Origin of the sequence: Streptomyces sp. TRM68367, from assembly GCF_014495685.1 — a bacterium.
In the GTDB taxonomy this organism is placed as follows: Bacteria; Actinomycetota; Actinomycetes; order Streptomycetales; family Streptomycetaceae; genus Streptomyces.
Map to the genome: position 1 here is coordinate 80780 of NZ_JACTVI010000010.1, position 24086 is coordinate 104865.

Here is a 24086-nt window from a genome sequence, read left to right on the forward strand (position 1 = left end):
CGGGCTGTCTCCCCTGTTCTGGTTTTCCGGACTACGGCGTGCCTATTCGGGAGTTTCCTCCAGCGCGTGGGCCACGAGGGCCAGGAGGGTTTCGATCACCGAGATCCGGCGCCGCGCGTCCATGATCATGACAGGTATGTGTGCGGGAATCGTGAGGGCCTCGCGCACGTCCTCCGGCTCGTACAGCTCGCTGCCGTCGAAGTGGTTGACCCCGACGACGTACGGCAGCCCGCAGCTCTCGAAGTAGTCCAGCGCCGGGAAGCAGTCCTTCAGACGGCGCGTGTCCGCCAGGACGACCGCGCCGATCGCGCCGCGCACCAGGTCGTCCCACATGAACCAGAACCGCTGCTGGCCCGGCGTGCCGAACAGGTACAGCACCAGGTCGTCGTCGAGCGTGATGCGGCCGTAGTCCATGGCCACGGTGGTGGTGAGCTTGCCGGGCGTGGCGGTGAGGTCGTCGGTGCCCTCGCTCGCCTCGGTCATCAGCGCCTCGGTCTGCAGGGGCGTGATCTCCGAGACGGCGCCGACCAGCGTGGTCTTGCCCACGCCGAAGCCGCCGGCGACGACGATCTTCGTGGCGATCGGGGCGCGGGTGCGGTCCGTCTGCCACGATTTCAGGTCCTCGTCGGGCTCGGCGGCAGCGACGAGCGGGGAGACGCCACGACGAGCGGCATCAGAGACGACGGAGTCCACTCAGCACCCTTTCCAGCAGAGCGCGGTCCGGACGGCCGGTGCCGTGACCGGTCCCGGTGCCGTACACACGGATCTTTCCCTGGTCCGCGAGGTCGCTCAGGAGGACGCGGACCACGCCGAGCGGCATGTTCAGCAGCGCGGCGATCTCAGCCACCGTACGCATGCGGCGGCACAGTTCGACGATGGCCCGCATCTCCGGCATGACCGCCGACTTCAGCGCACCGTTCGTCAGTTCCCTGCGCTCCTCCGGGGCGTCCAGCGCCGCCACGAAGGTCTCCACGAGGAGGACGTGGCCGAAGCGGGTACGGCCACCGGTGAGCGAGTAGGGGCGTACGCGGGCGGGCTTGCGGTCGCCGCCGCGGACCGAGAGATGCGTTTTGTTGTTCGGTGCGCTGCTCATCGGACGCTCCCCGTCGACTCGGAATCCTCCAGGGATTTACGGAGCTCGTTGCGGAGTTCGGGCGTCAGGACGTGGCCGGCGCGGCCCACGAACAGGGCCATGTGGTACGCCACGACGCTCATGTCGCAGTCCGCGGCGCCGTGCACGCCGAGCAGCGAGCCGTCGCTGATCGACATGATGAACAGGCTGCCCTCGTCCATGGCGACCATGGTGTGTTTGGCCTTGCCGAACTCCATCAGCTTGGCGGCGCCGACGGTGAGGCTGCCGATGCCGGAGACGATGGTGGCGAGGTCGGCGGAGGAGCCGCGGGGGCCGGTGGGCTTTGCCGTGCCGGCCGCCTCGCGGGCCTCCGCGTGGCGCGAGGCGTCGGAGGAGAGCAGGAGCAGGCCGTCGGAGGAGACCACCGCGACCGACTGGATGCCCGGCACCTCCTCGACGAGGTTGGTCAGCAGCCAGTGCAGGTTGCGGGCTTCACTGCTCAGTCCGAAGGTACTGGGCGCGGTCAACTGCTTGCCTCCTCGACTGTGCCCCCCGTGGCTTCTTCGGATTCAGCGATCTCTGCTTCTGCGTCGCGGTAGCCGGCCTGCGCGCCGCTGCGGAAGCCGCCGAGGCGCTTGCGCAGGGCTTCGGCGTCGACGGAGGTCCGCTGGCGCGGGGCCGTCTGGGTGGGTTCAGTGATTTTCGGCGTGCGCTTGGGGAGGCCCTTGGCTGTGAGCTGCTCCTCGTCCGGGGTGCGCTGGTGTTCCGCCTCGGCTTCGCCTTCGGCGGGATTCTCGTTCCCACTCGCACCACCCGTGCGGGCATCGTCGGCGGGTGCGGGTGGCCCCTGTGGGGCAAAAGCAGCATCGGCGGGTGCGGGTGGTGGTCCCTGCGGTGCGAAAGCGCCGTCGGCGGGTGCGGGGGCCTTCTCCCGCTCCGGGGAGTCGTCCCTCTGGGACGGGAGCAGGAGTGCCATCGTGGTTTCGGGGTCGTCCTCGGGTGTTGCCGGCTCCGCCGCGCGGCGCACCGCCTTCTCCGCCAGGGTGACCAGGGGGTCGGCCGACTCCGAGCGGCCGTGGAGGACGTTGGAGTTGGCCTCGGCGTCGGCGCCGGGGAGGGTCATCGTGTCGGTGTGGGAGACGCGGGTCGTCGAGGTGGGGATCGCGGAGGGTGGGGCGGGGACCAGCAAGGTGGTGGGGAGGACCACCACCGCCGCTACGCCGCCCTGCTTCTGCTGGCGCAGCCGGACGCGGGCGCCGTGGCGGTGGGCGAGGCGGGCCACGACGTACAGGCCGAGGCCCAGGCCGTCCTCGCCCTCCTGCTCGAAGGGGGTCTCCGGGTCGAACTCGGCGAGGCGGGTGTTGAGCCGGCTCATGCGGTCGGCGGCCATGCCGATGCCCTCGTCGTGGACGGAGAGCATGACCTCGCCGTTCTCCAGCAGCCAGCCGGAGACCTCGACGGGCAGGTCGGGCGGGGAGAACGAGGTGGCGTTCTCCATGAGTTCGGCCAGGAGGTGGGAGAGGTCGTCCGCAGCGAAGCCCGCCACGTGCGCGTGCGGGGGCAGGGCGGCGATGCGGACGCGCTCGTACCGCTCGATCTCGCTGACCGCGGCGCGCACGACGTCGACGAGCGGGACCGGTCCCGCGTGGTGCTGGACTTGCTCGGTGCCGGCGAGGACGAGGAGGTTCTCGCTGTGCCGGCGCATGACCGTGGCGAAGTGGTCGAGTTTGAAGAGAGTCGAGAGGCGCTCGGGGTCCTGTTCGCGCGCCTCCAGGCCCTCGATGACGGTGAGCTGACGCTCCACCAGGCCGAGGGTGCGCAGCGACAGGTTCACGAAGGTGTGGCCGATGGTGGTGCGCAGCCGCTCCATCTGTGTCAGGGACTCGGCGAGTTCGGCGCGCAGCTGCTCGCGTGCGTCGGCCATCTTCTGCCGCTGCCCGACGAGGTGCTTGCGGTCGTCCTCCAGGGTGGTGACCCGCTCGGCGAGGGCGACGGCGTGCGTGTGCAGGGCGTTGACGGAGCGCACGACCTGGGCGAACTCGTCGTTGCGGCCGGTGAAGGTGACCGGCGCCTCGGCGACCGGGTCCGCGGCGTCGGCCAGCCGGGCCGTGCCCCGGCGCAGCACGGACAGCGGGCGGGTGAGCGTGCGGGCCAGGGCCGTGGCGATGCCGACGGCGAGCAGCACGAGGGCGCCGAGCAGGGCGATACGGATCTCCAGCGCGGTGACGTCGTCGTCGCGCAGGGACTCCAGGGACTTGGTGCGGCGGTCGTACAGCGCGGACTCGGCGCCGCGCATCCGGTCGACGCGGGCGGAGAGCGCGTTCGCCAGCTTGCCGGTGCTGGTGGCGAGGTCGCGGTCGGAGAGCGTCGGCTCGTCGGTGAGGGTGGCGAGGTACTGGTCGGCGGAGTTGACCTCGGGGCCGGTGACCGTGGAGTCGTAGCTCGTGCGGGCCGTCTTGGACGCGGTGTCGCGGAAGTCGGCGAGCGCGGCGTCGGAGCGCAGCCGGGCCTGCTGGGCGGCGGCGCTCAGGGCGTCGCGCTGCTTGGTGTCGGCCGAGGAGGAGGTGACGGTCTCGGTCGCCAGGCCGGTGACGGGGTCGATGACCGTCTCGGTGCGGGACGGCACGTTGAGCGCGGCGAGCAGCAGGCCGCGGGCGGCGGCCGCCTGCTGCACGGCGGAGTCCAGCTCGGCCAGGGCGTACGCGCCGGAGCCCGCGCGGGGCGGCGACTGCTGGGCCAGCTGCTCGGCGAGCCGGTGCAGTTCCGTGATCGCGGTGGAGTAGGCCTGGTGCGCTTCGAGAGCACTGCTCCGGCCGGTGAGCGCCGCCCGCCGGATGGCTGCGATGTCATCGAGGTCGCCGCGCAGGGCGGGGGGCGTGTCCGAGTCGGCGCGCAGCTCCCGGACCTGCCGGTCGACGCGGGCGCTGTGCTGTTCGGAGGGCGCCTTGGACTTGGGACGGCCGGCCGCGATGTACGACGTCACCTCGTCGCGCTCGTCGGCGAGCGCGTGGGACAGGGTGAGCGCTTCCTCGGTCTGCTGGGCGAGCGTCACCAGGTCCTGGGAGTCGCTGAGTTGGCCGGAGGCTGCGACGACGGAGGGAGTACCGGCCGCGGCGACGGCGGCGGCCACCACGGCGACAGCGATGATCAGCCGATTGCGTACGTGGGTCGGGCGGCCCTTGCCGGTGAGGGGCGTGTGCTCCGCGCCCCCCGTGGGGGGCGTCTGCTTGCCTGAGCGACGAGGCCGCATCTTCTGCACCGGTGCTCGCATTCCTGACTCGTGTACCCATGGGCCCGGGTGGCGCTCCGTCAACGGGGGCCGACAGACGCACGCTCCGTACAGCTCCCGACCCTCCCAGTGCCGGTGGGCAGGGGGCGCGCATCATCCGACCCGCCACCCGAAGGAGTGAACATCGGACAGGAGTTGGGGGGCAAGTTCCCCTGGCGTGTGCATCCGCCTTGCCCGGCGCGCGGGTTGGACGTCCGCGGCGGGTGGTGACAGTATTCGCCACCACGTATGCCCGGAACGGATCATTCCACCGCAAACCTGGCTCCTGACCTGCGGGGCGGCGCCGAACCGGCAACGGATGCCAGCCTCTCGCGAACCTTGTGATGGGCTCGTGCAGACTGGCTGGATGCGCACGGAACTCGTCTCGGAACCCGGCGATCCGGGCCGCCCCAACGAGGACTTCGCGAGCGTCGGAGTTCCGGCCTGCGGACAGGGCGGTGCGCTCGTCGTGCTGGACGGGGTGACGCCGCCGGCGAGCGGAGCGGGCTGCCTGCATTCCGTCCCCTGGTTCACCGCACGGCTCGGCGGAGCCCTGACCGAACTGACCGTTTCACTCCCCGATGTCCCCCTCGCCGAAGCCCTGTCCCGCGCCATCGCGCGTACCGCCGAAGCTCATCGCGCAACCTGTGACCTTTCTCACCCTCGCACCCCACAGGCAACTGTGGTCCTGGCCCGCTGGTCCGCCGACACGGTCGAGTACCTGGTCCTGTCCGACTCGGCCCTGCTGGTTCAGGCCACGGACGGATCGGTCACGGCGCTCCTCGACGACCGCCTGTCCCGCGTCCCCCGCTCCGCCCTGGCCACGCACACCCTGGTCGACGCCACGGTCCGCAACAAGGAGGGCGGCTTCTTCACGGCCGCCGCGGACCCGTCGGCGGCGGCACGCGCGGTGACCGGCGCCCTGCCGCGCCGCGAGGTGCGCGCTCTGGCCGCCCTGACCGACGGGGCGACCCGGTGGGTGGAGACGTTCCGGGAGGGCGACTGGAGCGACTGCTTCCGGCTCGTGGGGAAGGGGGGCGCGCGGGCACTGGTGGACCGCGTACGGGACCTGGAGCGGGCCGACCGGGAGGAACGGGCGCACCTGGGGCGGGGCAAGACGCACGACGACGCGACGGTGGTGCACGTCGAGCTGTGAACGGCGGGGCCCTCCGACTTCGCAAGCCGTTCCCGCTCCGTAAGGCCCACGATGACAATCCGGGCGTAACGTGACGAATACGCGCCAATGCCGATCGGTATGCCACGGCCGCCGCGCCGGAAGGAGTGATCATGTCGAGTCCCGGAACACAGCAGACACCGCTGGATCCCGCACGGCAGGAGGCGTTCGCGGGCGAAGTGACGGACGTGCTCAACAAGGCCGCGCTCGCCCTGCTCACCAGCGTCGGCCACCAGTGCGGGCTGTTCGACACCCTGGCCGCCCTTCCGCCGTCGACCAGCGCCGGCCTCGCCAAGGCGGCGGACCTCGACGAACGCTACGTACGCGAGTGGCTGGGCGGCATGGTGGTCGGCGGGTTCGTGGTGTACGACCCGGACGAGCGGACCTACCGGCTGCCGCCCGAGCACGCCGCCTCGCTGACCAGCGCGGCCGGACCGGACAACCTCGCCGGGATGATGCAGTACATCGCGCTGATGGGTGAGGTCGAGCAGCAGATCGTGCGCTGCTTCCACGAGGGCGGAGGCGTGCCGTACTCGGCCTATCCGCGCTTCCAGGCGCTCCAGGCCCAGGAGACCGCGCGGGTCTACGACCGGGTGCTGGTGAGCACGATCGTGCCGCTCGTACCAGGCCTTGCCGAGCGGCTGCGGGACGGCATCGACGCCCTCGACGTGGGGACGGGGCAGGGGCACGCCCCGCTCGTGCTGGCGCGGGCCTTCCCGGCGAGCCGGTTCCACGGCCTGGACCAGTCGGAGGACGGCATCACGGCCGCGCGCGCCGAGGCGGACCGCGCCGGGCTCGGCAACGTGCGCTACACCGCGGCGGACTCGACCGCGATCACCGGCACGTACGACCTGATCACCGCCTTCGACGTGATCCACGACCTGGCACGGCCGGCCGAGACGCTGTCGGCGATCGCCGGGGCGCTGCGCGACGGCGGCACGTTCCTCATGGGCGACATCGCCGCCTCCAGCAGGCTGGAGCAGAACATCGGGCATCCCTTCGGGCCCGCGCTCTACGGCTTCTCCGTGTTCTACTGCATGACGACCTCGCTGAGCACCGGCGGAGCCGGCCTCGGCACCGCGTGGGGCCGGGAGACCGCCCTGCGGATGCTCACCGAGGCGGGTTTCGGCCAGGTCGAGGTCAAGTCGGTGGAGGGCGACCCGATCAACGCCTACTACATCGCCACCAAGGGCGGCTCGTCGTGACCGGAGCCGTGCGGAACCACACGCTCAGTCCAGCGCCGCGGCCATCCGGCGGACCGCCTCGGTGATCAGCTCCGGCGAGGTGGCCAGGTTCATCCGGACGAAGCCCGCCCCGCCGGTGCCGAAGTGCGTCCCGCAGTTCAGGGCGACCCGGCCGCGCTCGAGGAACACGTCGGCCGGTGCGTCGCCGAGGCCCAGGTCCCGGCAGTCCACCCAGGCCAGGTAGGTGCCCTGGGCGGGCGTGTGCCGGACGGCGGGCAGGTGCTCGGCCAGCAGACCGGTCAGCAGCCGCCGGTTGGCGTCGAGGCCGGACAGCAGGGCGTCGAGCCAGTCGCCGCCGTCCCGCAGGGCCGCGGTGTGGGCGAGGATGCCGACGTGGCTGGGGCCGTGGCTGACCTCCTCGGGAAGGCGGGCCAGGTCCTCGGCCGCGTCGGGCCCGGCGATGGCGAGGGCGGCCTTGAGCCCGGCCAGGTTCCACGCCTTGGAAGCCGACATCAGGGACAGCCCGTTCTCCCCGCCGGGCACGCTCAGGTACGGCACGAAGGAGACGCCCGCGGCGACGAGCGGGGCGTGGATCTCGTCGGCCACGACGCGTACGCCGTACGTCCGGGCCAGCCGCGCGATGTCCGTCAGCTCGGCGGCGGTGTGCACGGTTCCGGTCGGGTTGTGCGGGCTGCACAGCAGGTACACCGGCCGCCCGGCACGCCGGGTGACCTGCCGGAACGCATCCTCCAGCACGGCGAGGTCGATCCGCCCGTCGGCGCCCAGCGGCGCCTCGGCTATGGGGCGGCCCAGGTTCCCGACGAACTGGTAGAAGGGCGGGTACACCGGGCAGTTCATGACGACGGGGTCGCCGGCCCCGGAGACCAGCTTCAGCATCTCGACGACGCCCAGCATCACGTCGGGCACGATCGCCGTGCGCTCCACGGCGAGCCCGTCCCAGCCCCACCGCGCGCGGGTGAACCCGGCCAGCGCCTCGGCGTACGCCGTCCCGGCCGGGTAGCCGGTGTCGCCGAGCGCCACCGCGTCGGTGACCGCCCGCGCCACGGGCTCGGCCAGCGGGACGTCCATCTCGGCCACCCACAGCGGCAGCACATCCTCGGGGTAGGTCCGCCACTTCATGCTCGTACGGCGCCGGAGCTGCTCCAGGGACAGCTGGGACAGGGGGTTGGCGCCGGGGGATGCGGAGGTGTCGCGCGGCATGGTGTCCATCGGCACAAGGTAAACGGCCCCGGCTGCAGCCCGTTGGTCCCTTCGGCCCACCGCCTGGATCGCTCAGAGCGAACATCCCCTGGGGAACATTCGACCGCCGTCGTGCATTGAGTCGGCATAACTCAACTTGACTGCCGAAGGGGAGATCATGGCTGCTGAGTCCACAGCGTTCACACCGCTCACCCTGCCCGTGCTGCCGCTCGACGACGAGGTCGTGCTGCCCGGGATGGTGGTCCCTCTCGACCTGAACGACACGGATGTGCGCGCGGCGGTGGAGGCCGCCCAGGCTGCCGCCCGTTCCAAGCCGGGAAAGCCCAGGGTGCTGCTGGTTCCGCGGATCGACGGGACGTACGCGAGCACCGGCGTCCTCGGCACGGTCGAGCAGGTCGGCCGGCTCGCCGACGGTGACCCGGGCGCCCTGATCCGCGGCCTGGGCCGGGTGAAGATCGGCGCCGGGACGACCGGGCCGGGTGCGGCGCTGTGGGTCGAGGGCACGCGCGTCGACGAGAGCGTGCCGGACCCGCTGCCGGGACACGTGACCGAACTCGTCAAGGAGTACAAGGCGCTGGCCACCGCCTGGCTGCGCAAGCGCGGCGCCTGGCAGGTCGTGGACCGTGTGCAGGCCATCGACGGCGTGTCCGCGCTCGCCGACAACTCCGGCTACTCGCCCTTCCTGACCACCGAGCAGAAGGTCGGGCTGCTGGAGACCGCCGACCCGGTCGCCCGCCTGAAGCTCGCCACGCAGCAGCTGCGCGACCACCTCGCCGAGCAGGACGTGGCCGAGTCCATCGCCAAGGACGTCCAGGCGGGCGTCGACAAGCAGCAGCGTGAGTTCCTGCTGCGCCGCCAGCTGGAGGCCGTCCGCAAGGAGCTGCGCGAGCTGGACGGCGAGTCCGACGGCGAGGAGTCCGACGACTACCGCGCCCGCGTCGAGGCCGCCGAGCTGCCGGAGAAGGTCCGCGAGGCCGCCCTCAAGGAGGTCGATAAACTGGAGCGCTCCTCCGACCAGTCGCCCGAGGGCTCCTGGATCCGGACCTGGCTGGACACGGTCCTGGAGCTCCCCTGGAACGAGCGGACCGAGGACCAGTACGACATCCAGGGCGCCAAGGCGATCCTCGACGCCGAGCACTCCGGTCTCGAGGACGTGAAGGAGCGCATCACCGAGTACCTGGCCGTGCGCAAGCGCCGTACCGACCGCGGCCTCGGCGTGATCGGCGGGCGGCGCGGCGGTGCCGTACTGGCCCTCGTCGGACCGCCCGGTGTCGGCAAGACGTCGCTCGGCGAGTCCGTCGCCCACGCCATGGGCCGCAAGTTCGTCCGCGTCGCCCTCGGCGGCGTGCGCGACGAGGCCGAGATCCGCGGCCACCGCCGTACGTACGTCGGTGCGCTGCCCGGCCGGATCGTGCGCGCGATCAAGGAGGCGGGGTCCATGAACCCGGTGGTCCTCCTCGACGAGATCGACAAGGTCGGCTCGGACTTCCGGGGCGACCCGGCGGCCGCGCTGCTGGAGGTCCTGGACCCGGCGCAGAACCACACCTTCCGGGACCACTACCTGGAGGTGGAGCTGGACCTGTCGGACGTGGTCTTCCTCGCCACCGCCAACGTCCTGGAGGCCATCCCGGAGGCGCTGCTCGATCGCATGGAACTGGTCCGCCTCGACGGCTACACCGAGGACGAGAAGGTCGTCATCACCCGTGACCACCTGCTCCCGCGCCAGCTGGAGCGGGCCGGTCTCGACGCGGGCGAGGTGACCCTCGACGAGAGCGCGCTGCGCAAGCTGTCCGGCGAGTACACGCGCGAGGCGGGCGTGCGGAACCTGGAGCGGTCCATCGCGCGGCTGCTGCGCAAGGTCGCGGCCCAGCACGAACTGGGCGAGCGGGAGCTGCCGTTCACCGTCCGGGACGAGGACCTGCGCGGCCTGATCGGCCGGCCCCACCACGTGCCCGAGTCGGCCCAGGACCCGGCCGAGCGCCGCACGGCCGTGCCCGGCGTGGCGACCGGCCTCGCGGTCACCGGTGCGGGCGGTGACGTGCTGTACGTCGAGGCGTCGCTGGCCGACCCGGAGACGGGCGCGGCGGGTCTGACACTCACCGGCCAGCTGGGCGACGTGATGAAGGAGTCCGCGCAGATCGCCCTGAGCTTCCTGCGCTCCCACGGCGCCGAGCTGGAACTCCCGGTGGCCGGCCTGAAGGACCGGGGCGTGCACATCCACTTCCCGGCGGGCGCGGTGCCCAAGGACGGCCCGAGCGCCGGCATCACGATGACAACGGCCCTCGCCTCGCTGCTGTCGGGCCGCCTGGTCCGCACGGACGTGGCGATGACCGGCGAGGTCTCGCTGACCGGCCGGGTCCTCCCGATCGGCGGCGTGAAGCAGAAGCTGCTCGCCGCGCACCGCGCCGGGGTCACCACCGTCGTCATCCCCAAGCGCAACGAGCCCGACCTGGACGACGTCCCGGCCGAGGTGCTGGAAAGGCTCGACGTCCACACCGTGACCGACGTCCGCCAGGTCCTGGAACTGGCGCTGTCGCCGGCCACGAACGGCGCGGCACCGGAGGTTCCGGTGGCGGCGTGACGGCGTAGTCCATCAGCGGGCTCCGCCCGCGGGCACCGGATGAAGGGAAGGCCCCGGTTTTCGTGAGGGAGGCCCGGGCCTTCTCCGTGCCGTACGGCCGTGCCGGGGTCCGCAGGCTGCCGCTGGTCTGGGCCTGCGGAATACTTGCGGAGCTGCGGCGCAATGGTGAAGCAAAGAACCGAGGCAGGGGCTGACGTGCACGAGGGCGGAAACGACGGGCGTCCGGACGACGCCGGGGAGCCGGGACGCGGCGTGGACCAGCCCGGGTTCCTGGCGCTGGAGCGGGAGCTGACCGTGCTGCTGCGCCGCGCCCGGGCCAACCAGGGCGAGATGGCCCGGGAGGTCCACCCGGACCTCGAACCGTCCGCGTACGGCCTGCTGGTACGGCTGGACGAGTACGGCCGGCAGCGCGCCACCGAGCTCGCCGCCTACATCGGCGTCGGCAAGGCGACGATGTCCCGCCAGCTGCGCGCCCTGGAGCACCTCGGGCTCATCGCCCGCGAGCCCGACCCCGCCGACGGCCGCGCCTGGCTCGTCGCCCTCACCCAGGAGGGCCAGGACCGGGTCCGCAAGGTCCGCGAGGCCCGCCGCGCCCGCTACGCCCGCCGCCTCGCCGACTGGAACCCCGACGAGGTCACGGAACTGGCCCGGCTGCTGCACCAGCTGAACCGGGGCATGGAGAAGTAGCGTTACGCCCGGCACGGAGAGGTAGCCCTGCGCCGGGCACGGAAGGGCCGCCCCACGCCAGGCATGGGTGAAGCAGCCCCACGCCGGCCTGGAGAAGTAGCCCTACGCCGGTACGGCCGCCCGTGCCGTATCCGGCGACTGCCGCGCCCGCACTCGATGCCAGCGCCGGACCACCGGCCAGGTGGCGACGCCGATGGCCAGGGCGATCAGGTGGCCCCAGTTCGTCATCGGGTCCGTGAACGCGAGCAGGTCCTCGACGAGCAGCGCGCCGAACCCGGCCAGCACCGGCCAGCGCAGCAATGGCGTGAGCAGCCCGGCCAGCGCGCCGGTACTGGCGGCCACGCCGAAGCTGATGCCGTAGTCGAGCCGGTGCAGCGAACTGTCCGGCAGATCTCCGACCAGCACCCCGATCCCCACGAGCCCCTCGGTCGCGAGCGTCGCCAGCACATGCCCGAGCAGAAACACCCCGGCCGCCCGCACCCCGCCGACCCGCCGCTCCAACGCGGTCATCACCAGCAGAAACCCGACCGTATACGGCGAGGTCACACCCGCGACCCACAACGCACTGGCCACCAGCACCGTCACCGGCATCCGCACGAGATGCGCCACATCGGTACTTGACCCCTGCAGCAACGCATGTACCAGCCCCGGCGCACCGAACTCGGCCACCAACGAGGTCCCGACAAGCACCACCGCAAAGCCGAAGGTGAACGGCGTCCCGGCGGGCGTGGGCAACAACCGCCGGACCCGAACCCCACAGCGAGCCGGTACGTCCCGCCTCCACCGAGCCGCACCCGGCAACGGCGCCCGGCCCTGCCGCAAGCCGGTGCGGACCGGGGGTCGGGTGCGCGGGCGGGCGCTGCGGGGTGCCGCTGCGCCCACCCTTCCCCACGCTCGAACGAGTTCGCGCGGGGGGACCCCCATCGCCCCAGCGGCACGACTGCCCGCAGCTGCGCCGGAGCGCTTGGCCCCCGGCTCACCGGCATCCCGCTGCCGCGGCACCCCGTCCAACAGGTCCGGGACATCGGAGAGGGACGTCGACGGAACCGTTTCGTCGGGCGGCGCGGTGCTTTGCTCCACGGTGGGCGCTCCTTCCGTTCCGCCCCACCCTTCGCGCCCCCGCAGACCCCTGTCTGTGACCGGCGCCACGCAAGACCCGATTCTCAGCAACCTCTCAAACTCCCCGCGCCCCCGGAAATTCGCTCGGCCTTCCCCCGCCCACCTGCCAAGATGACCGGATGGCAGCCTCGTACGACACCCCCGAAGTCCTGGACCGTCGGGAGGGCCCGCACGGCGAGGTCGTACTGCGCCGGCACGGAACGTTGCTGCAGATCATCGCGAACGGCTGCTTCCTGATGGACACCTCCGACGGCCGCTCCGAACGCCGCCTCGTCGACGCGGCCCTCGCGGCCCTGAACCCGACCGGCAGGACCCTGCCCCCGCCCACCGGTCACACCCGCCCCCGCCTGCTCCTCGGCGGCCTCGGCGTCGGCTTCTCCCTCGCGCACGCCGCCCAGAACCCGCACTGGGGCCACATCACGGTCGTAGAACGCGAACGGGCCGTCATCGACTGGCATCTCGACGGCCCGCTGTCCGTGTTTTCCGCCCGGGCGATAAACGACCCACGCACCGAGATCGTCGAATACGACCTGATCGCACACATCCGTGAGACATCCGACACGTATGACGCCCTGTGCCTCGACATCGACAACGGCCCCGGCTGGACTGTCACCGAGAACAACGACGGTCTGTACGCACCGGCCGGACTGGCAGCCTGCGCGCGCGTGTTGCGACCGGGCGGCGTTCTGGCCCTCTGGTCGGCCCAGCCCTCTCCGGAATTCGAACAAACCGTATGGAATGCCGGGTTCCAACAGGTGCGTACCGAAGAGATCCCGGTTGCCCGAGGCGTTCCCGACGTCGTTCATCTCGCCGTCCGACCTGGATAGCAAAGGCGCGGTGACTCCCCGTACGCTGCATCCCTGACGCGGCTCATTCAAGCGTCAATCGCAAAGCATGCGCAGGCATGTGCCAGTCAACCGGATCACCCCACTGATTCCGGAAAGCACACCTTCAGGGGCGGGCGATGGAGCAGACACACACCTCCCACAACGGCACGGCGACGGCTACCCCGGGCGCACAGCGCCGGGTCCTGGTGGTCGAGGACGACCCGACGATCGTGGACGCCATCGCGACCCGCCTGCGAGCCGAGGGATTCCTCGTGCAAACGGCGGGCGACGGTCCGGCGGCGGTCGACACGGCCGAGGCCTGGCAGCCCGACCTGCTGATCCTCGACATCATGCTGCCCGGCTTCGACGGTCTGGAGGTCTGCCGGCGCGTGCAGGCCCAGCGGCCGGTGCCGGTGCTCATGCTGACCGCACGCGACGACGAGACCGACATGCTGGTCGGCCTCGGCGTCGGCGCCGACGACTACATGACCAAGCCGTTCTCGATGCGGGAGCTGGCGGCACGCGTCCACGTGCTGCTGCGCCGCGTGGAGCGCGCGGCGCTGGCCGCGGCCACGCCCCGCTCGGGCATCCTGAGGCTCGGCGAGCTGGAGATCGACCACGCGCAGCGGCGGGTCCGGGTGCGCAGCGAGGACGTGCACCTCACGCCGACCGAGTTCGACCTGCTCGTGTGCCTGGCGAACACGCCGCGCGCGGTGCTCTCACGCGAGCAGCTGCTCGCCGAGGTGTGGGACTGGGCGGACGCCTCCGGCACCCGCACGGTCGACAGCCACATCAAGGCGCTGCGCCGGAAGATCGGCGCCGAGCGGATCCGTACGGTGCACGGGGTCGGCTACGCGCTGGAGACGCCGACGCCATGAGTTCGGGGCCGGCCCCACGGAGAGGCCCCGGGGAACCCTGGGGCTCGGTGCGCCCGTTCTCGATCAAGACCAAGCTGGGCGCGCTCGTCGTCATCTCGGTACTGATCACGACGGGCCTGTCGATGATCGCGGTGCAGACCAAGACGGAGCTGCGCTTCATCACGGTCTTCTCGATGATCGCCACCCTGCTCATTACGCAGTTCGTGGCGCACTCGCTCACCGCGCCGCTGGACGACATGAACGCGGTCGCCCGGTCGATCTCGCACGGTGACTACACCCGCCGGGTGCGTGAGAACCGCCGGGACGAGCTGGGCGACCTGGCCCAGACGATCAACGTCATGGCCGACGAGCTGGAGGCGCAGGACCGCCAGCGCAAGGAGCTGGTGGCCAACGTCTCACACGAGCTGCGCACCCCCATCGCCGGCCTGCGCGCGGTGCTGGAGAACATCGTCGACGGTGTCACCCAGGCCGACCAGGAGACGATGCGCACGGCCCTGAAGCAGACCGAGCGGCTGGGCCGGCTGGTGGAGACCCTGCTGGACCTGTCGCGCCTGGACAACGGGGTCATACCACTGAAGCAGCGGCGGTTCGAGGTGTGGCCGTACCTGTCGGGGGTGCTGAAGGAGGCCAACATGGTCGCCTCGGCGCGCGGCGGGATCGCCTCGGGCTCCGGCATCCACACCCGTACGGACGTCCATCTGCACCTGGACGTCTCCCCGCCGGAGCTGACCGCGCACGCCGACCCGGAGCGCATCCACCAGGTGGTCGCCAACCTGATCGACAACGCGGTCAAGCACAGCCCGCCGCACGGCCGGGTGACGGTCAAGGCGCGGCGCGGGCCTCGGCCTGAGTCGCTGGAGCTGGAGGTCCTGGACGAGGGTCCGGGCATTCCGCGCTCGGAGTGGCACAAGGTGTTCGAGCGGTTCAACCGCGGTGCCGTCACCCGGCCGCACGGTCCGGACAGCGACGGCGGCACCGGACTGGGCCTGGCGATCGCCCGCTGGGCGGTGGATCTGCATGGCGGCCGGATCGGAGTGGCCGAATCCGAGCGGGGTTGCCGGATTCTCGTCACGCTTCCGGGACTGTCTTCTGTGCCAAGTTGACGTAAAGTTCGAAGCGAAGCCACAAGATCCATGTGCGTCCGCGCTGACGGACAGTGTGATCAGGCACAGGCCCGCGCCTTCGGCGTGCCGGGTCACGGTCGGCCTTTCCCTGATGAAGCGGAACCTGGCTTGTTTCCCGCCATTTCCAGCCCCGAAACACCCTCTGAGATGTGACTTACACGACGATGAACGGGCCCGGCCTGACCTTCTCGCTCTTGGAGGCGTAGCCTTAATTCCCGCTGTCCATCACCTTGTGAAGCGGAAGAGGGCGGTTGCCGCCGTGTCGCCACAGTCCCCCAGTAACGCATCGAGCATCTCGACCGACGACCAAGCGGGCAAGAACCCCGCTGCCGCGTTCGGTCCCAATGAGTGGCTCGTCGACGAGATCTATCAGCAGTACCTCCAGGACCCGAATTCGGTAGACCGCGCCTGGTGGGACTTCTTCGCCGACTACAAGCCGGGCGCGTCCGCCCCGGCTCCGGCGCGTACCGCGGCCGCGGGGGCCGCGGGGACCACCACGGCTCAGTCCGCCCAGGCCCAGGCGGCCCCGGCCGCGCACGCCCCCGCGGCTCCGGCGAAGCCCGCCGATGCGGCGCCCGCGGCCCCGAAGCCGGCCGCCGCTGCAGCCCCCGCCAAGCCCGCGACGCCGGCCGCTCAGGCCGCAAAGCCCGCGCAGGCGGCCAAGCCGAAGGCCGAGCCCGCCGCGCCGGCCGGTGCCGAGCAGGTGCCCCTGCGCGGCCCCGCCGCCGCCGTCGCGAAGAACATGAACGCCTCCCTGGAGCTGCCCACGGCCACCTCCGTGCGCGCGGTCCCGGTGAAGCTGCTGTTCGACAACCGCATCGTCATCAACAACCACCTCAAGCGCGCCCGCGGCGGGAAGATCTCCTTCACGCACATCATCGGGTACGCGATGGTGCAGGCCATCAAGGCCATGCCGTCGATGAACTGGTCGTACGGCGAGAAGGACGGCAAGCCGATCCTGGTCAAGCCGGAGCACGTCAACCTCGGCCTCGCCATCGACCTGGTCAAGCCGAACGGCGACCGCCAGCTGGTCGTCGCGGCGATCAAGAAGGCCGAGACGCTGAACTTCTTCGAGTTCTGGCAGGCCTACGAGGACATCGTCCGTCGCGCCCGCGACAACAAGCTGACGATGGACGACTTCACCGGCGTCACGGTCTCCCTGACCAACCCGGGCGGCCTGGGCACCGTGCACTCCGTTCCGCGTCTGATGCCCGGCCAGTCGGTGATCATGGGCGTCGGCTCCATGGACTACCCGGCCGAGTTCCAGGGCACGAGCCAGGACACGCTGAACAAGCTCGGCATCTCCAAGGTCATGACGCTCACGTCGACGTATGACCACCGGGTGATCCAGGGCGCCGCCTCCGGCGAGTTCCTGCGCGCGGTCGCGAACCTCCTGCTCGGCGAGCAGAACTTCTACGACGAGATCTTCGAGGCGCTGCGCATCCCCTACGAGCCGGTCCGCTGGCTCAAGGACATCGACGCCAGCCACGACGACGACGTCACCAAGGCCGCCCGCGTCTTCGAGCTGATCCACTCCTACCGGGTCCGCGGCCACGTCATGGCCGACACCGACCCGCTGGAGTACCAGCAGCGCAAGCACCCCGACCTGGACGTCAACGAGCACGGCCTCACGCTGTGGGACCTGGAGCGCGAGTTCGCCGTCGGCGGCTTCGGCGGCAAGTCGATGATGAAGCTGCGCGACATCCTCGGCGTGCTGCGTGACTCGTACTGCCGCACCACCGGCATCGAGTTCATGCACATCCAGGACCCCAAGCAGCGCAAGTGGATCCAGGACCGGGTAGAGCGCCCGCACTCCCGCGTGGAGCGCGAGGAGCAGCTGCGCATCCTGCGCCGCCTGAACTCGGCCGAGGCCTTCGAGACCTTCCTGCAGACGAAGTACGTCGGCCAGAAGCGCTTCTCCCTGGAGGGCGGCGAGGCCGTCATCCCGCTGCTCGACGCCGTGCTGGACTCGGCCGCCGAGTCCCGCCTGGACGAGGTCGTCATCGGCATGGCCCACCGCGGCCGGCTGAACGTGCTGGCGAACATCGTCGGCAAGTCGTACGCGCAGATCTTCCGCGAGTTCGAGGGCAACCTCGACCCGAAGTCGATGCACGGCTCCGGCGACGTTAAGTACCACCTGGGCGCCGAGGGCACCTTCACCGGCCTGGACGGCGAGCAGATCAAGGTCAACCTGGTCGCGAACCCGTCCCACCTGGAGGCCGTGGACCCGGTCCTGGAGGGCGTCGCACGCGCCAAGCAGGACATCATCGGCAAGGGCGGCACGGACTTCACGGTTCTGCCGATCGCGATCCACGGCGACGCGGCCTTCGCCGGCCAGGGTGTGGTGGCCGAGACCCTGAACATGTCGCAGCTGCGCGGCTACCGCACCGGCGGCACGGTCCACGTCGTCATCAACAACCAGGTCGGCTTCACCGCCGCCCCGGAGTCCTCGCGCTCCTCGATGTACGCCACGGACGTGGCCCGCATGATCGAGGCCCCGATCTTCCACGTGAACGGCGACGACCCGGAGGCCTGCGTCCGCGTGGCGCGGCTCGCCTTCGAGTTCCGCCAGGCCTTCAACAAGGACGTGGTGATCGACCTCATCTGCTACCGCCGCCGCGGCCACAACGAGACCGACAACCCGGCCTTCACGCAGCCGCTGATGTACGACCTGATCGACAAGAAGCGCTCGGTGCGCAAGCTGTACACCGAGTCGCTGATCGGCCGGGGCGACATCACCCTGGAGGAGGCCGAGCAGGCCCTGCAGGACTACCAGGGCCAGCTGGAGAAGGTCTTCACGGAGGTCCGCGAGGCCACCGCGCATCCGGCGTCGGCGGAGCCGTCCGACCCGCAGGCCGAGTTCCCGGTCGCGGTCACCACGGCGGTCTCCACGGAGGTCGTCAAGCGGATCGCCGAGTCCCAGGTCAACATCCCCGACCACATCAGCGTCCACCCGCGGCTGCTGCCGCAGCTGCAGCGCCGGGCGTCGATGGTCGAGGACGGCACGATCGACTGGGGCATGGGCGAGACCCTCGCGGTCGGCTCGCTGCTGCTGGAGGGCATCCCGGTCCGGCTGTCCGGCCAGGACTCCCAGCGCGGCACGTTCGGCCAGCGGCACGCGGTGATCATCGACCGCGAGACCGGCGAGGAGCGCACCCCGCTGCTCTACCTGTCCGAGGACCAGGCCCGCTACAACGTCTACAACTCCCTGCTGTCCGAGTACGCGGTGATGGGCTTCGAGTACGGCTACTCGCTGGCCCGCCCCGACGCACTCGTGATGTGGGAGGCGCAGTTCGGCGACTTCGTCAACGGCGCCCAGACGGTCGTGGACGAGTTCATCTCGTCGGCGGAGCAGAAGTGGGGCCAGACCTCCGGCGTCACCCTGCTCCTCCCGCACGGCTACGAGGGCCAGGGCCCGGACCACTCGTCCGCCCGCCCGGAGCGCTTCCTCCAGCTGTGCGCCCAGAACAACATGACGGTGGCCATGCCCACGCTCCCGTCGAACTACTTCCACCTCCTGCGCTGGCAGGTGCACAACCCGCACCACAAGCCGCTGGTCGTCTTCACCCCGAAGTCGATGCTGCGGCTGAAGGCGGCGGCCTCGAAGGCGGAGGAGTTCACCACGGGCGGCTTCCGCCCGGTCATCGGCGACGACTCGGTCGACCCGGCCGCCGTCAAGAAGGTCGTCTTCTGCGCCGGCAAGGTCTACTACGACCTCGCCGCCGAGCGGCAGAAGCGCGGCGCGACGGACCCTGCGGCCGCCGAGACGGCGATCGTCCGCATCGAGCGCCTGTACCCGCTGCCGGGTGCCGAGCTCCAGGCGGAGATCAAGAAGTACCCGAACGCCGAGAAGTACCTGTGGGCTCAGGAGGAGCCGGCCAACCAGGGCGCCTGGCCGTTCATCGCCCTCAACCTGATCGACCACCTGGACCTGGCCGTCGGCGCCGACGTCCCGCACGGCGAGCGCCTGCGCCGCATCTCGCGCCCGCACAGCTCGTCCCCGGCCGTCGGTTCCGCCAAGCGGCACCAGGCCGAGCAGGAGCAGCTGGTGCGTGAGGTGTTCGAGGCGTAGTGCCTCCGGCGGTCAGCCGGACACAGGGGCCCGGTACCGAGTTCTTGCTCGGTACCGGGCCCTTCGCCTACCCGGTGGGTTGGTTTCGATCGTGCGCGGCTGCGAGCCGTCCGTGGTTGCTCGCGCCCACGCGGCGGAGCCGCATATCGATACGGCCCCGCGCCCCTTTGGGGCGCTTTAGGGGTCCTTGCACTATGAGCGCCCGATGAGGTCGCGTGGTCTGGTGCCGTGCATCGCAAGGCGCCGGAGAGCCCTCGATGGGGGTGCCCGCTCGAGCGGAGCCGAGAGTGGGGGAGGAGCTACTAGGGCTCTCCGGCAACGCGGCGAGGTGCGGTGCCAGGCCGCGCGACCCGGGCGGGCATAGTGCAAGGACCCCTTAGCCCAGGTAGGGTTCGAAGTCCCAGTAGGGGCGGGTGCGCTGACGGGCCGAGATGGTGTGCGGGTGCTGGGCGCCGAGGGTACGGGTGAGGGCCAGCAGCCCGTCCTCCTCCAGCTTCCCGGCCTCCTCCTGCTCCCGCGCGGCCCGCAGATCCGCGGCCAGCGCCACCTGGCAGGACAGCGTGAGCGGATGCTCGTCGCCCAGCACGTGCCGGGCCCGGCGCAGCGTGTCCCGGCTCAGCTCGACGGCGTCGGCGATACGGCCGTTGAAGTTCCGTCCGCTGGCCGCGTTGAGGGCACAGCCCAGCACCCAGGGGTGGTCCGGGCCGAGCGTGGCGGTGAGGCCGGCCAGCGCGGACTCGAACATCGACAGCGCCTCGGCGCGCTCACCGGCGGCCTGCATGACGAGGCCGGTGTTGGAGAGCATGCCGGTGGCGACGGGGTGGGCGGGACCGAGCAGGGCGCGGTAGCCGGCCTCGGCCTCGCCGATGAGGTCCCGGGCTTGGGCGAGCTCGCCGTGTTCGCGGAGGAAGTTGCCGTAGTTGGTGAGGAACGACAGCGTGTAGTAATGCTCGCGGCCGTGCAGTTGGACGAGCTGGTCCAGGAGGCTGGCCATCGACGGCCCCACCTCCGGCGCGGGACCGCTCTCGCGACGGCGGCACATGGCCAGCTCGGCCCGTGCCGCCAGGGTCTGCGGATGCTGCGGCCCGAGCACCTGCACATGCAGCCGCACCACCGGCTCCTGCCGGGCGAGCGCGTCCCGGTAACGGCCCAGCAGGCGCAGGCTGTGCGCGACGGCGTTGCCCGAGTTGAGCGTGGAGATGTGCCGGGCACGCTGCACGCTCTCGCGCCGGGCGAGGGTTTCCAGGTCGAGCTCCAGCGCCTCCGCGTACCTGCCCAGCAGCCGCAGGACGACGCCGAGATTGTGCCGGGCGACCAGGGTCTGGGGCTCCTCCGGCCCGAGCAGCTGTTCGTTGCCCTCGACCACCTCGCGCTGCAGGTCGCACGACTCCTCGTACCGCCCGAGGTGCCGCAGGCCGGCCGCGATGGCGCTCATGCTCACCAGCTCGGCGAGCGGGTTGCTCCCGGGCGCCGCCCGCAGTCTGTCCAGGATGCCGCGGTGCAGTTCGTAGGCCTCGCGGAACCTGCCGCTGGCCCGCATCATGTTGCCCTCGTGCGTGGCCAGGTCGAGCATGGGCTGGTCCACGGGCTCCATGAACCGGGCCCAGCGGTCGCGGACCCGCCGGGCCAGCTCGAGACCGCTGTTGTACTCCCCGCTGCGGACGCAGTACCGCAGGCAGTTCACGACCAGTGCCTGGACCCGGGGCTGCCGGCTCTCCAACGCCCCGGAGGGCTCCAGGTGGGGCAGCAGCTCGGCGTACGTCGGCCAGGTCCTGCTGTCGACAGGATTGCCGGGGTCGGCCTCCGCGAGGAGAGTGCGGACCGCCCTGCGGTGCAGGGCACGGCCGTCTTCGCTGGTCAGCTTGGAGACGATGTCGTGGACGAGCCGGTGCATCTGCACCGACTCCTGGTGCGGTCCCGTCTCGGCAGCGAGCGGCCCGCGGGACTCGCGGCTGAGCACCGAGTAGTTGACCAGCGTGTCCAGGGCACGGGTCCAGGCGGGCAGGTCCGTGGCCATCCACCGCAGCTCCTGCGGCAGCTCGGCCCGCGGGTAGGCGCGGATGAGGCCGAGCGGGATGCGCCCGGGCGCGAACGAGGTGCACAGGCTCAGGATGTCGATGGCCTGCGGCTGAGTGCGGCGGAGCCGGTTGAGCAGTATCGACCAGGAAGTGAGGGACGACTACGGGAAGCCCTCGCCGGTGGTGGCGGGCTCGTCGACGGTGGTCAGCTTGCCCTCGCGCACCATCTGCAGATACTCGGACACCTCCATGCCCGATTCACCGAGCCAGGAGGCGGCCTGCACCAGCGGCAGCGGGACGTCCCCGAACTCGGCGGCCACCTCGTCGGCTTCCTGTGCGGTGATGTGCGAGGCGCGGCGCATCAGGTAGCCGGTGGACTCCGGGCGGAGGAAGGACGGGACCTCAAGGACGTCGGTGTGCTCGCTCCAGCCCCGGTTCCGGGAGGTGATCAGCACGTGTCCGGGGCCCTGTGGGAGCAGCGCCGCAGCGCCCTCGGTATCGTCCCAGCCATCGAAGACGATCAGCCAGTTGGCGTACGGCTCAGCGCGCCGCAGAGCGTTGCGCACGGCGCGGATGCGTTCGCCCGGCTCGTTGCCGATGCGGAGGCCGAGTTCCGCGGCGAGTTCGCCGAGACGGTCGCGCTGGATGTTGCGGTCGTCGCTGTTGACCCACCACACCAGGTCGTAGTCGGTGCTGAAGCGGTGCGCGTACTCGGCGGCCAGCTGCGTCTTGCCGATGCCGGACATGCCGACGAGCGTGCAGGCGGCGGCTCCGCGCTCGGCGTCGGCAAGGCGCTGGTGGATGACGTTGAGCAGGTCGTCGCGTCCCGTGAAGCGCGGGTTGCGGCGCGGCACCTCGCCCCAGATCTCACAGCGGGTGTCGGGGTAACGGACCCGGCCCGGCACGGCCCGTGGATTCCTCAGGCGCTCCAGCCCGAGCCGGCTCAGCAGCCGCTCCTCGGCGGCCTCCTCGTTCACTCCCCACAGGCTGGCCGGTTCGAGGACGGCGGTGGCCGGGAGCAACGGCCGGTTGGTGAGGTTGACGGCGGTGAAGCGGTCGGCGTGCGCGGCGACGAAGCCGCGCAGCACGTCGTTCCATTCGCCCGCCGGGCGCGGACCCAGTTCGAAGAACCAGTCGTTGAGAACGAGGAGCACTCTCCCGCTGGCCAGCAGCAGGTCGCCGAGCGAGTCCTCCAGCGACACCTCGCGGGGCGGATCCCAGCGCTGCAGGGTGGCCCGGTGGCCTTGGCGCTCCAGGCAGTGGGCGATCCATGCCGCCCACGAGCGATGATACCCCGGGAAGACCACGAGGAAGTGCTCGGACACCGCCGCTCCGCCGCCGGCCGGCCTGCGCTGTTCCGCCATCGCCGCTCCCAGTTCCCGCGGCTGTCTCCCTGCCGGACAGCCACAAAACACAACGTAACGCAATTGGTCATCCGCGGAGAGTTACCCCACCTGGCAGGCCGCACCGCCGAGACTTCTGTGGTAAGTGGCCATGTTATGGACGAACTCCCTTCCAGCAGAGGTCAGTTCATCGGATTCGCGCAGGATCGACAAGGCCTCCCCGACTCCCTCCCAGTGGGCCTCGAAACGCTCCTCGGCACGCCGCCGCCAGGCCGGCGAAGAGGCGGGAGCGACCCTGGCCCGCCGCCACAGGTCCAGCAGCGCCAGATGCGCGTACGCCCCTTGCAGCACTCCGGGGACGGGGCGTGGATCGCGCCGCCACGCCACCGGGTGCAGGGTGCCGCCGCCGGGCCGGCACAGCGGGGCCATCTCGTCGAAAGCGGCCAGCTTGGTGTGCTGTGTCTCGTGCACCAGCAGCTCCGCCAGGTCCCGCGGGTCGGCGGGCAGCTGGGCCAGCACGGCGCCGGGGGCGGTCCGCAGCGTGGCACTGGTCGGTACGCCGATGTGTACCGGGGACGCCAGCGGCACGACGGCGCGCACCAGCGCCGTGGTCTCGGCGGCGCGGCCGGGATCGGCCACCGCCAGGAGGGCCTGAGCCGTACGCCACCGCGCGGCCCAGGCGGGGTGGCCGGAGTGCGTGCGCTCGGCCGCGGGCAGGGCCGCCGGGCCGATCCCGCCCGGCGGCACCCGGTGGGGATCCAGGTCGTCGAGGACGGCTCCCCCGCCGGACAGCGCCCGCAGTCCCGTCCAGGACAGGGAGCCGTGCGGTCGGTTTCGCGGGTCGGCCCCCTCAGGCATCGCACGGGCCAGCGCGACACTGCCGCCCGCGTCGTCCGTGATCCGTACGGCCCTGGTGTCCCCGCTCAGCCGGATCCGGCGCGCGGGGCAGCGCAGCAGACCGAGGCCGGGCAGGGACAGGGTGTCCGACGGCAGCGTGCTCGTGATGTCGAACCGGCAGCCCGCGCGGACGGCGGCGGCGACGGCCACGCCGCCCAGCCGGGCGAGGTGCTCTTCGAAGAGCGGGCCGTCGGGCGCGGCAAGGGCCTCGGCCAGCCAGGCGCCCGTCATCGGGTAGTCGACGACGTCCCGGACCACGGCGGCGTCGGTGTGTTCCGCCCGCTCCAGCAGAGTCCAGTCCGCCTCGAAGCGGCGGCGCACCACGGACTGCAGGGCGGTGCGCCGCCGTTCGACCCGGACGAGCAGGGACTTGAGCAGCAGCAGCCTGCGGGTGTGGAGCGCGGCCCGCAGTGCCGTGGTGGCCGCGGGCAGTGGCCGGGTGCGGGCCAGTTCCGTGAACACCTCGGTGGAGACGGGTACGGCGGTCACCTGCCGGAGCCCTGACCCCGTAAGGATCCTCCACGACCGGCCGAAAACGCATGCCTCGAGCGCCCTCCCTTCGAGTCGTCGGGCTCGGAGGGCCCGTACCAGACCTTCCGCAGCCCGTCGGCCTCCGCCAGT

At 71.4% G+C, this 24086-nt stretch carries 17 protein-coding genes; 8 read left to right on the forward strand and 9 right to left on the reverse strand.

Going from position 1 to position 24086, the window contains the following annotated elements; all coding sequences use genetic code 11:
* Positions 1-42: 42 nt before the first annotated feature.
* Genes H8R17_RS10235 through H8R17_RS10250 form a run of 4 tightly spaced genes read right to left on the reverse strand, consistent with a single transcriptional unit; the run spans position 43 to position 4343 of the window.
* Positions 43-693 (reverse strand): ATP/GTP-binding protein, encoded by a 651-nt coding sequence (locus H8R17_RS10235; RefSeq protein WP_187822832.1) that lies wholly within the window; start codon positions 691-693, stop codon positions 43-45.
* Complete coding sequence (locus H8R17_RS10240) at positions 674-1093, reverse strand: DUF742 domain-containing protein (RefSeq protein WP_187822833.1); 420 nt, start codon at positions 1091-1093, stop codon at positions 674-676. Before H8R17_RS10240 ends, H8R17_RS10235 begins: the two co-directional genes overlap by 20 nt.
* Positions 1090-1599, reverse strand: coding sequence for a roadblock/LC7 domain-containing protein (locus H8R17_RS10245; protein WP_187822834.1), 510 nt, complete (start codon positions 1597-1599; stop codon positions 1090-1092). The genes H8R17_RS10240 and H8R17_RS10245 overlap by 4 nt, the downstream gene beginning before the upstream one ends.
* Complete coding sequence (locus H8R17_RS10250; protein ID WP_187822835.1) at positions 1596-4343, reverse strand: nitrate- and nitrite sensing domain-containing protein; 2748 nt, start codon at positions 4341-4343, stop codon at positions 1596-1598. The genes H8R17_RS10245 and H8R17_RS10250 overlap by 4 nt, the downstream gene beginning before the upstream one ends.
* 364 nt (positions 4344-4707) lie before the next feature.
* Between H8R17_RS10250 and H8R17_RS10255 the strand changes: the two genes are divergently transcribed.
* Entirely contained in the window at positions 4708-5496 is a 789-nt protein-coding gene (locus H8R17_RS10255) for a protein phosphatase 2C domain-containing protein (protein ID WP_187822836.1), read from the forward strand.
* Between the two features lie 131 nt (positions 5497-5627).
* Positions 5628-6719, forward strand: coding sequence for a methyltransferase domain-containing protein (locus H8R17_RS10260; RefSeq protein ID WP_187822837.1), 1092 nt, complete (start codon positions 5628-5630; stop codon positions 6717-6719).
* A 24-nt stretch (positions 6720-6743) separates the two neighbouring features.
* Here H8R17_RS10260 and H8R17_RS10265 read toward each other — a convergent pair whose 3' ends face one another.
* Complete coding sequence (locus H8R17_RS10265; RefSeq protein ID WP_187822838.1) at positions 6744-7928, reverse strand: MalY/PatB family protein; 1185 nt, start codon at positions 7926-7928, stop codon at positions 6744-6746.
* Positions 7929-8076: 148 nt separating this feature from the next.
* Here H8R17_RS10265 and lon point away from each other — a divergent pair, with 148 nt between their 5' ends.
* Together lon and H8R17_RS10275 are read left to right on the forward strand one after the other, a co-directional pair.
* Positions 8077-10500 carry an endopeptidase La gene (lon, locus tag H8R17_RS10270; RefSeq protein ID WP_187822839.1) on the forward strand — a complete coding sequence of 808 codons (2424 nt, stop codon included), beginning with the start codon at positions 8077-8079 and terminating at the stop codon, positions 10498-10500.
* Positions 10501-10695: 195 nt separating this feature from the next.
* On the forward strand, positions 10696-11187 hold the full coding sequence (locus H8R17_RS10275) for a MarR family winged helix-turn-helix transcriptional regulator (protein ID WP_187822879.1): 492 nt from the start codon (positions 10696-10698) through the stop codon (positions 11185-11187).
* A gap of 102 nt (positions 11188-11289) precedes the next feature.
* Here the strand turns inward: H8R17_RS10275 and H8R17_RS10280 are convergent, their stop codons facing one another.
* Positions 11290-12336 (reverse strand): rhomboid-like protein, encoded by a 1047-nt coding sequence (locus tag H8R17_RS10280; RefSeq protein WP_399476521.1) that lies wholly within the window; start codon positions 12334-12336, stop codon positions 11290-11292.
* An 89-nt stretch (positions 12337-12425) separates the two neighbouring features.
* Here H8R17_RS10280 and H8R17_RS10285 point away from each other — a divergent pair, with 89 nt between their 5' ends.
* From H8R17_RS10285 to H8R17_RS10300, 4 genes are all read left to right on the forward strand, one after another.
* Positions 12426-13133 carry a spermidine synthase gene (locus tag H8R17_RS10285; protein WP_187822841.1) on the forward strand — a complete coding sequence of 236 codons (708 nt, stop codon included), beginning with the start codon at positions 12426-12428 and terminating at the stop codon, positions 13131-13133.
* 137 nt (positions 13134-13270) lie between these two features.
* Complete coding sequence (locus H8R17_RS10290) at positions 13271-14011, forward strand: response regulator transcription factor (RefSeq protein ID WP_187822842.1); 741 nt, start codon at positions 13271-13273, stop codon at positions 14009-14011.
* Complete coding sequence (locus H8R17_RS10295) at positions 14008-15114, forward strand: cell wall metabolism sensor histidine kinase WalK (protein WP_187822843.1); 1107 nt, start codon at positions 14008-14010, stop codon at positions 15112-15114. Before H8R17_RS10290 ends, H8R17_RS10295 begins: the two co-directional genes overlap by 4 nt.
* A 280-nt stretch (positions 15115-15394) precedes the next feature.
* Complete coding sequence (locus tag H8R17_RS10300; protein ID WP_187822844.1) at positions 15395-19207, forward strand: multifunctional oxoglutarate decarboxylase/oxoglutarate dehydrogenase thiamine pyrophosphate-binding subunit/dihydrolipoyllysine-residue succinyltransferase subunit; 3813 nt, start codon at positions 15395-15397, stop codon at positions 19205-19207.
* A 376-nt stretch (positions 19208-19583) separates the two neighbouring features.
* On the opposite strand, the gene fxsT is transcribed toward H8R17_RS10300, so the two are convergent.
* The 3 genes from fxsT to H8R17_RS10310 form a co-directional block, all read right to left on the reverse strand.
* A complete protein-coding gene (fxsT, locus tag H8R17_RS48615) occupies positions 19584-21365 on the reverse strand; it encodes an FxSxx-COOH system tetratricopeptide repeat protein (RefSeq protein ID WP_316959370.1) in 1782 nt (593 codons plus the stop codon).
* A 21-nt stretch (positions 21366-21386) separates the two neighbouring features.
* The gene (locus tag H8R17_RS48620) at positions 21387-22589 is read right to left on the reverse strand and encodes a TIR domain-containing protein (RefSeq protein WP_316959365.1); all 1203 of its coding nucleotides are present in this window, start codon (positions 22587-22589) and stop codon (positions 21387-21389) included.
* Positions 22590-22670: 81 nt separating this feature from the next.
* Positions 22671-23954 (reverse strand): aKG-HExxH-type peptide beta-hydroxylase, encoded by a 1284-nt coding sequence (locus H8R17_RS10310; protein WP_316959366.1) that lies wholly within the window; start codon positions 23952-23954, stop codon positions 22671-22673.
* Between the last annotated feature and the right edge of the window lie 132 nt (positions 23955-24086).

Excerpts from the sequence above, each read along its gene's own strand:
- H8R17_RS10240 (WP_187822833.1), bottom strand. The coding sequence starts at position 1,093 with ATGAGCAGCGCACCGAACAACAAAACGCATCTCTCGGTCCGCGGCGGC.
- H8R17_RS10250 (WP_187822835.1), bottom strand. The coding sequence starts at position 4,343 with ATGCGAGCACCGGTGCAGAAGATGCGGCCTCGTCGCTCAGGCAAGCAG.
- H8R17_RS10255 (WP_187822836.1), top strand. The coding sequence starts at position 4,708 with ATGCGCACGGAACTCGTCTCGGAACCCGGCGATCCGGGCCGCCCCAAC.
- H8R17_RS10260 (WP_187822837.1), top strand. The coding sequence starts at position 5,628 with ATGTCGAGTCCCGGAACACAGCAGACACCGCTGGATCCCGCACGGCAG.
- H8R17_RS10265 (WP_187822838.1), bottom strand. The coding sequence starts at position 7,928 with ATGGACACCATGCCGCGCGACACCTCCGCATCCCCCGGCGCCAACCCC.
- lon (WP_187822839.1), top strand. The coding sequence starts at position 8,077 with ATGGCTGCTGAGTCCACAGCGTTCACACCGCTCACCCTGCCCGTGCTG.
- H8R17_RS10285 (WP_187822841.1), top strand. The coding sequence starts at position 12,426 with ATGGCAGCCTCGTACGACACCCCCGAAGTCCTGGACCGTCGGGAGGGC.
- H8R17_RS10290 (WP_187822842.1), top strand. The coding sequence starts at position 13,271 with ATGGAGCAGACACACACCTCCCACAACGGCACGGCGACGGCTACCCCG.
- H8R17_RS10295 (WP_187822843.1), top strand. The coding sequence starts at position 14,008 with ATGAGTTCGGGGCCGGCCCCACGGAGAGGCCCCGGGGAACCCTGGGGC.
- H8R17_RS48620 (WP_316959365.1), bottom strand. The coding sequence starts at position 22,589 with ATGGCGGAACAGCGCAGGCCGGCCGGCGGCGGAGCGGCGGTGTCCGAG.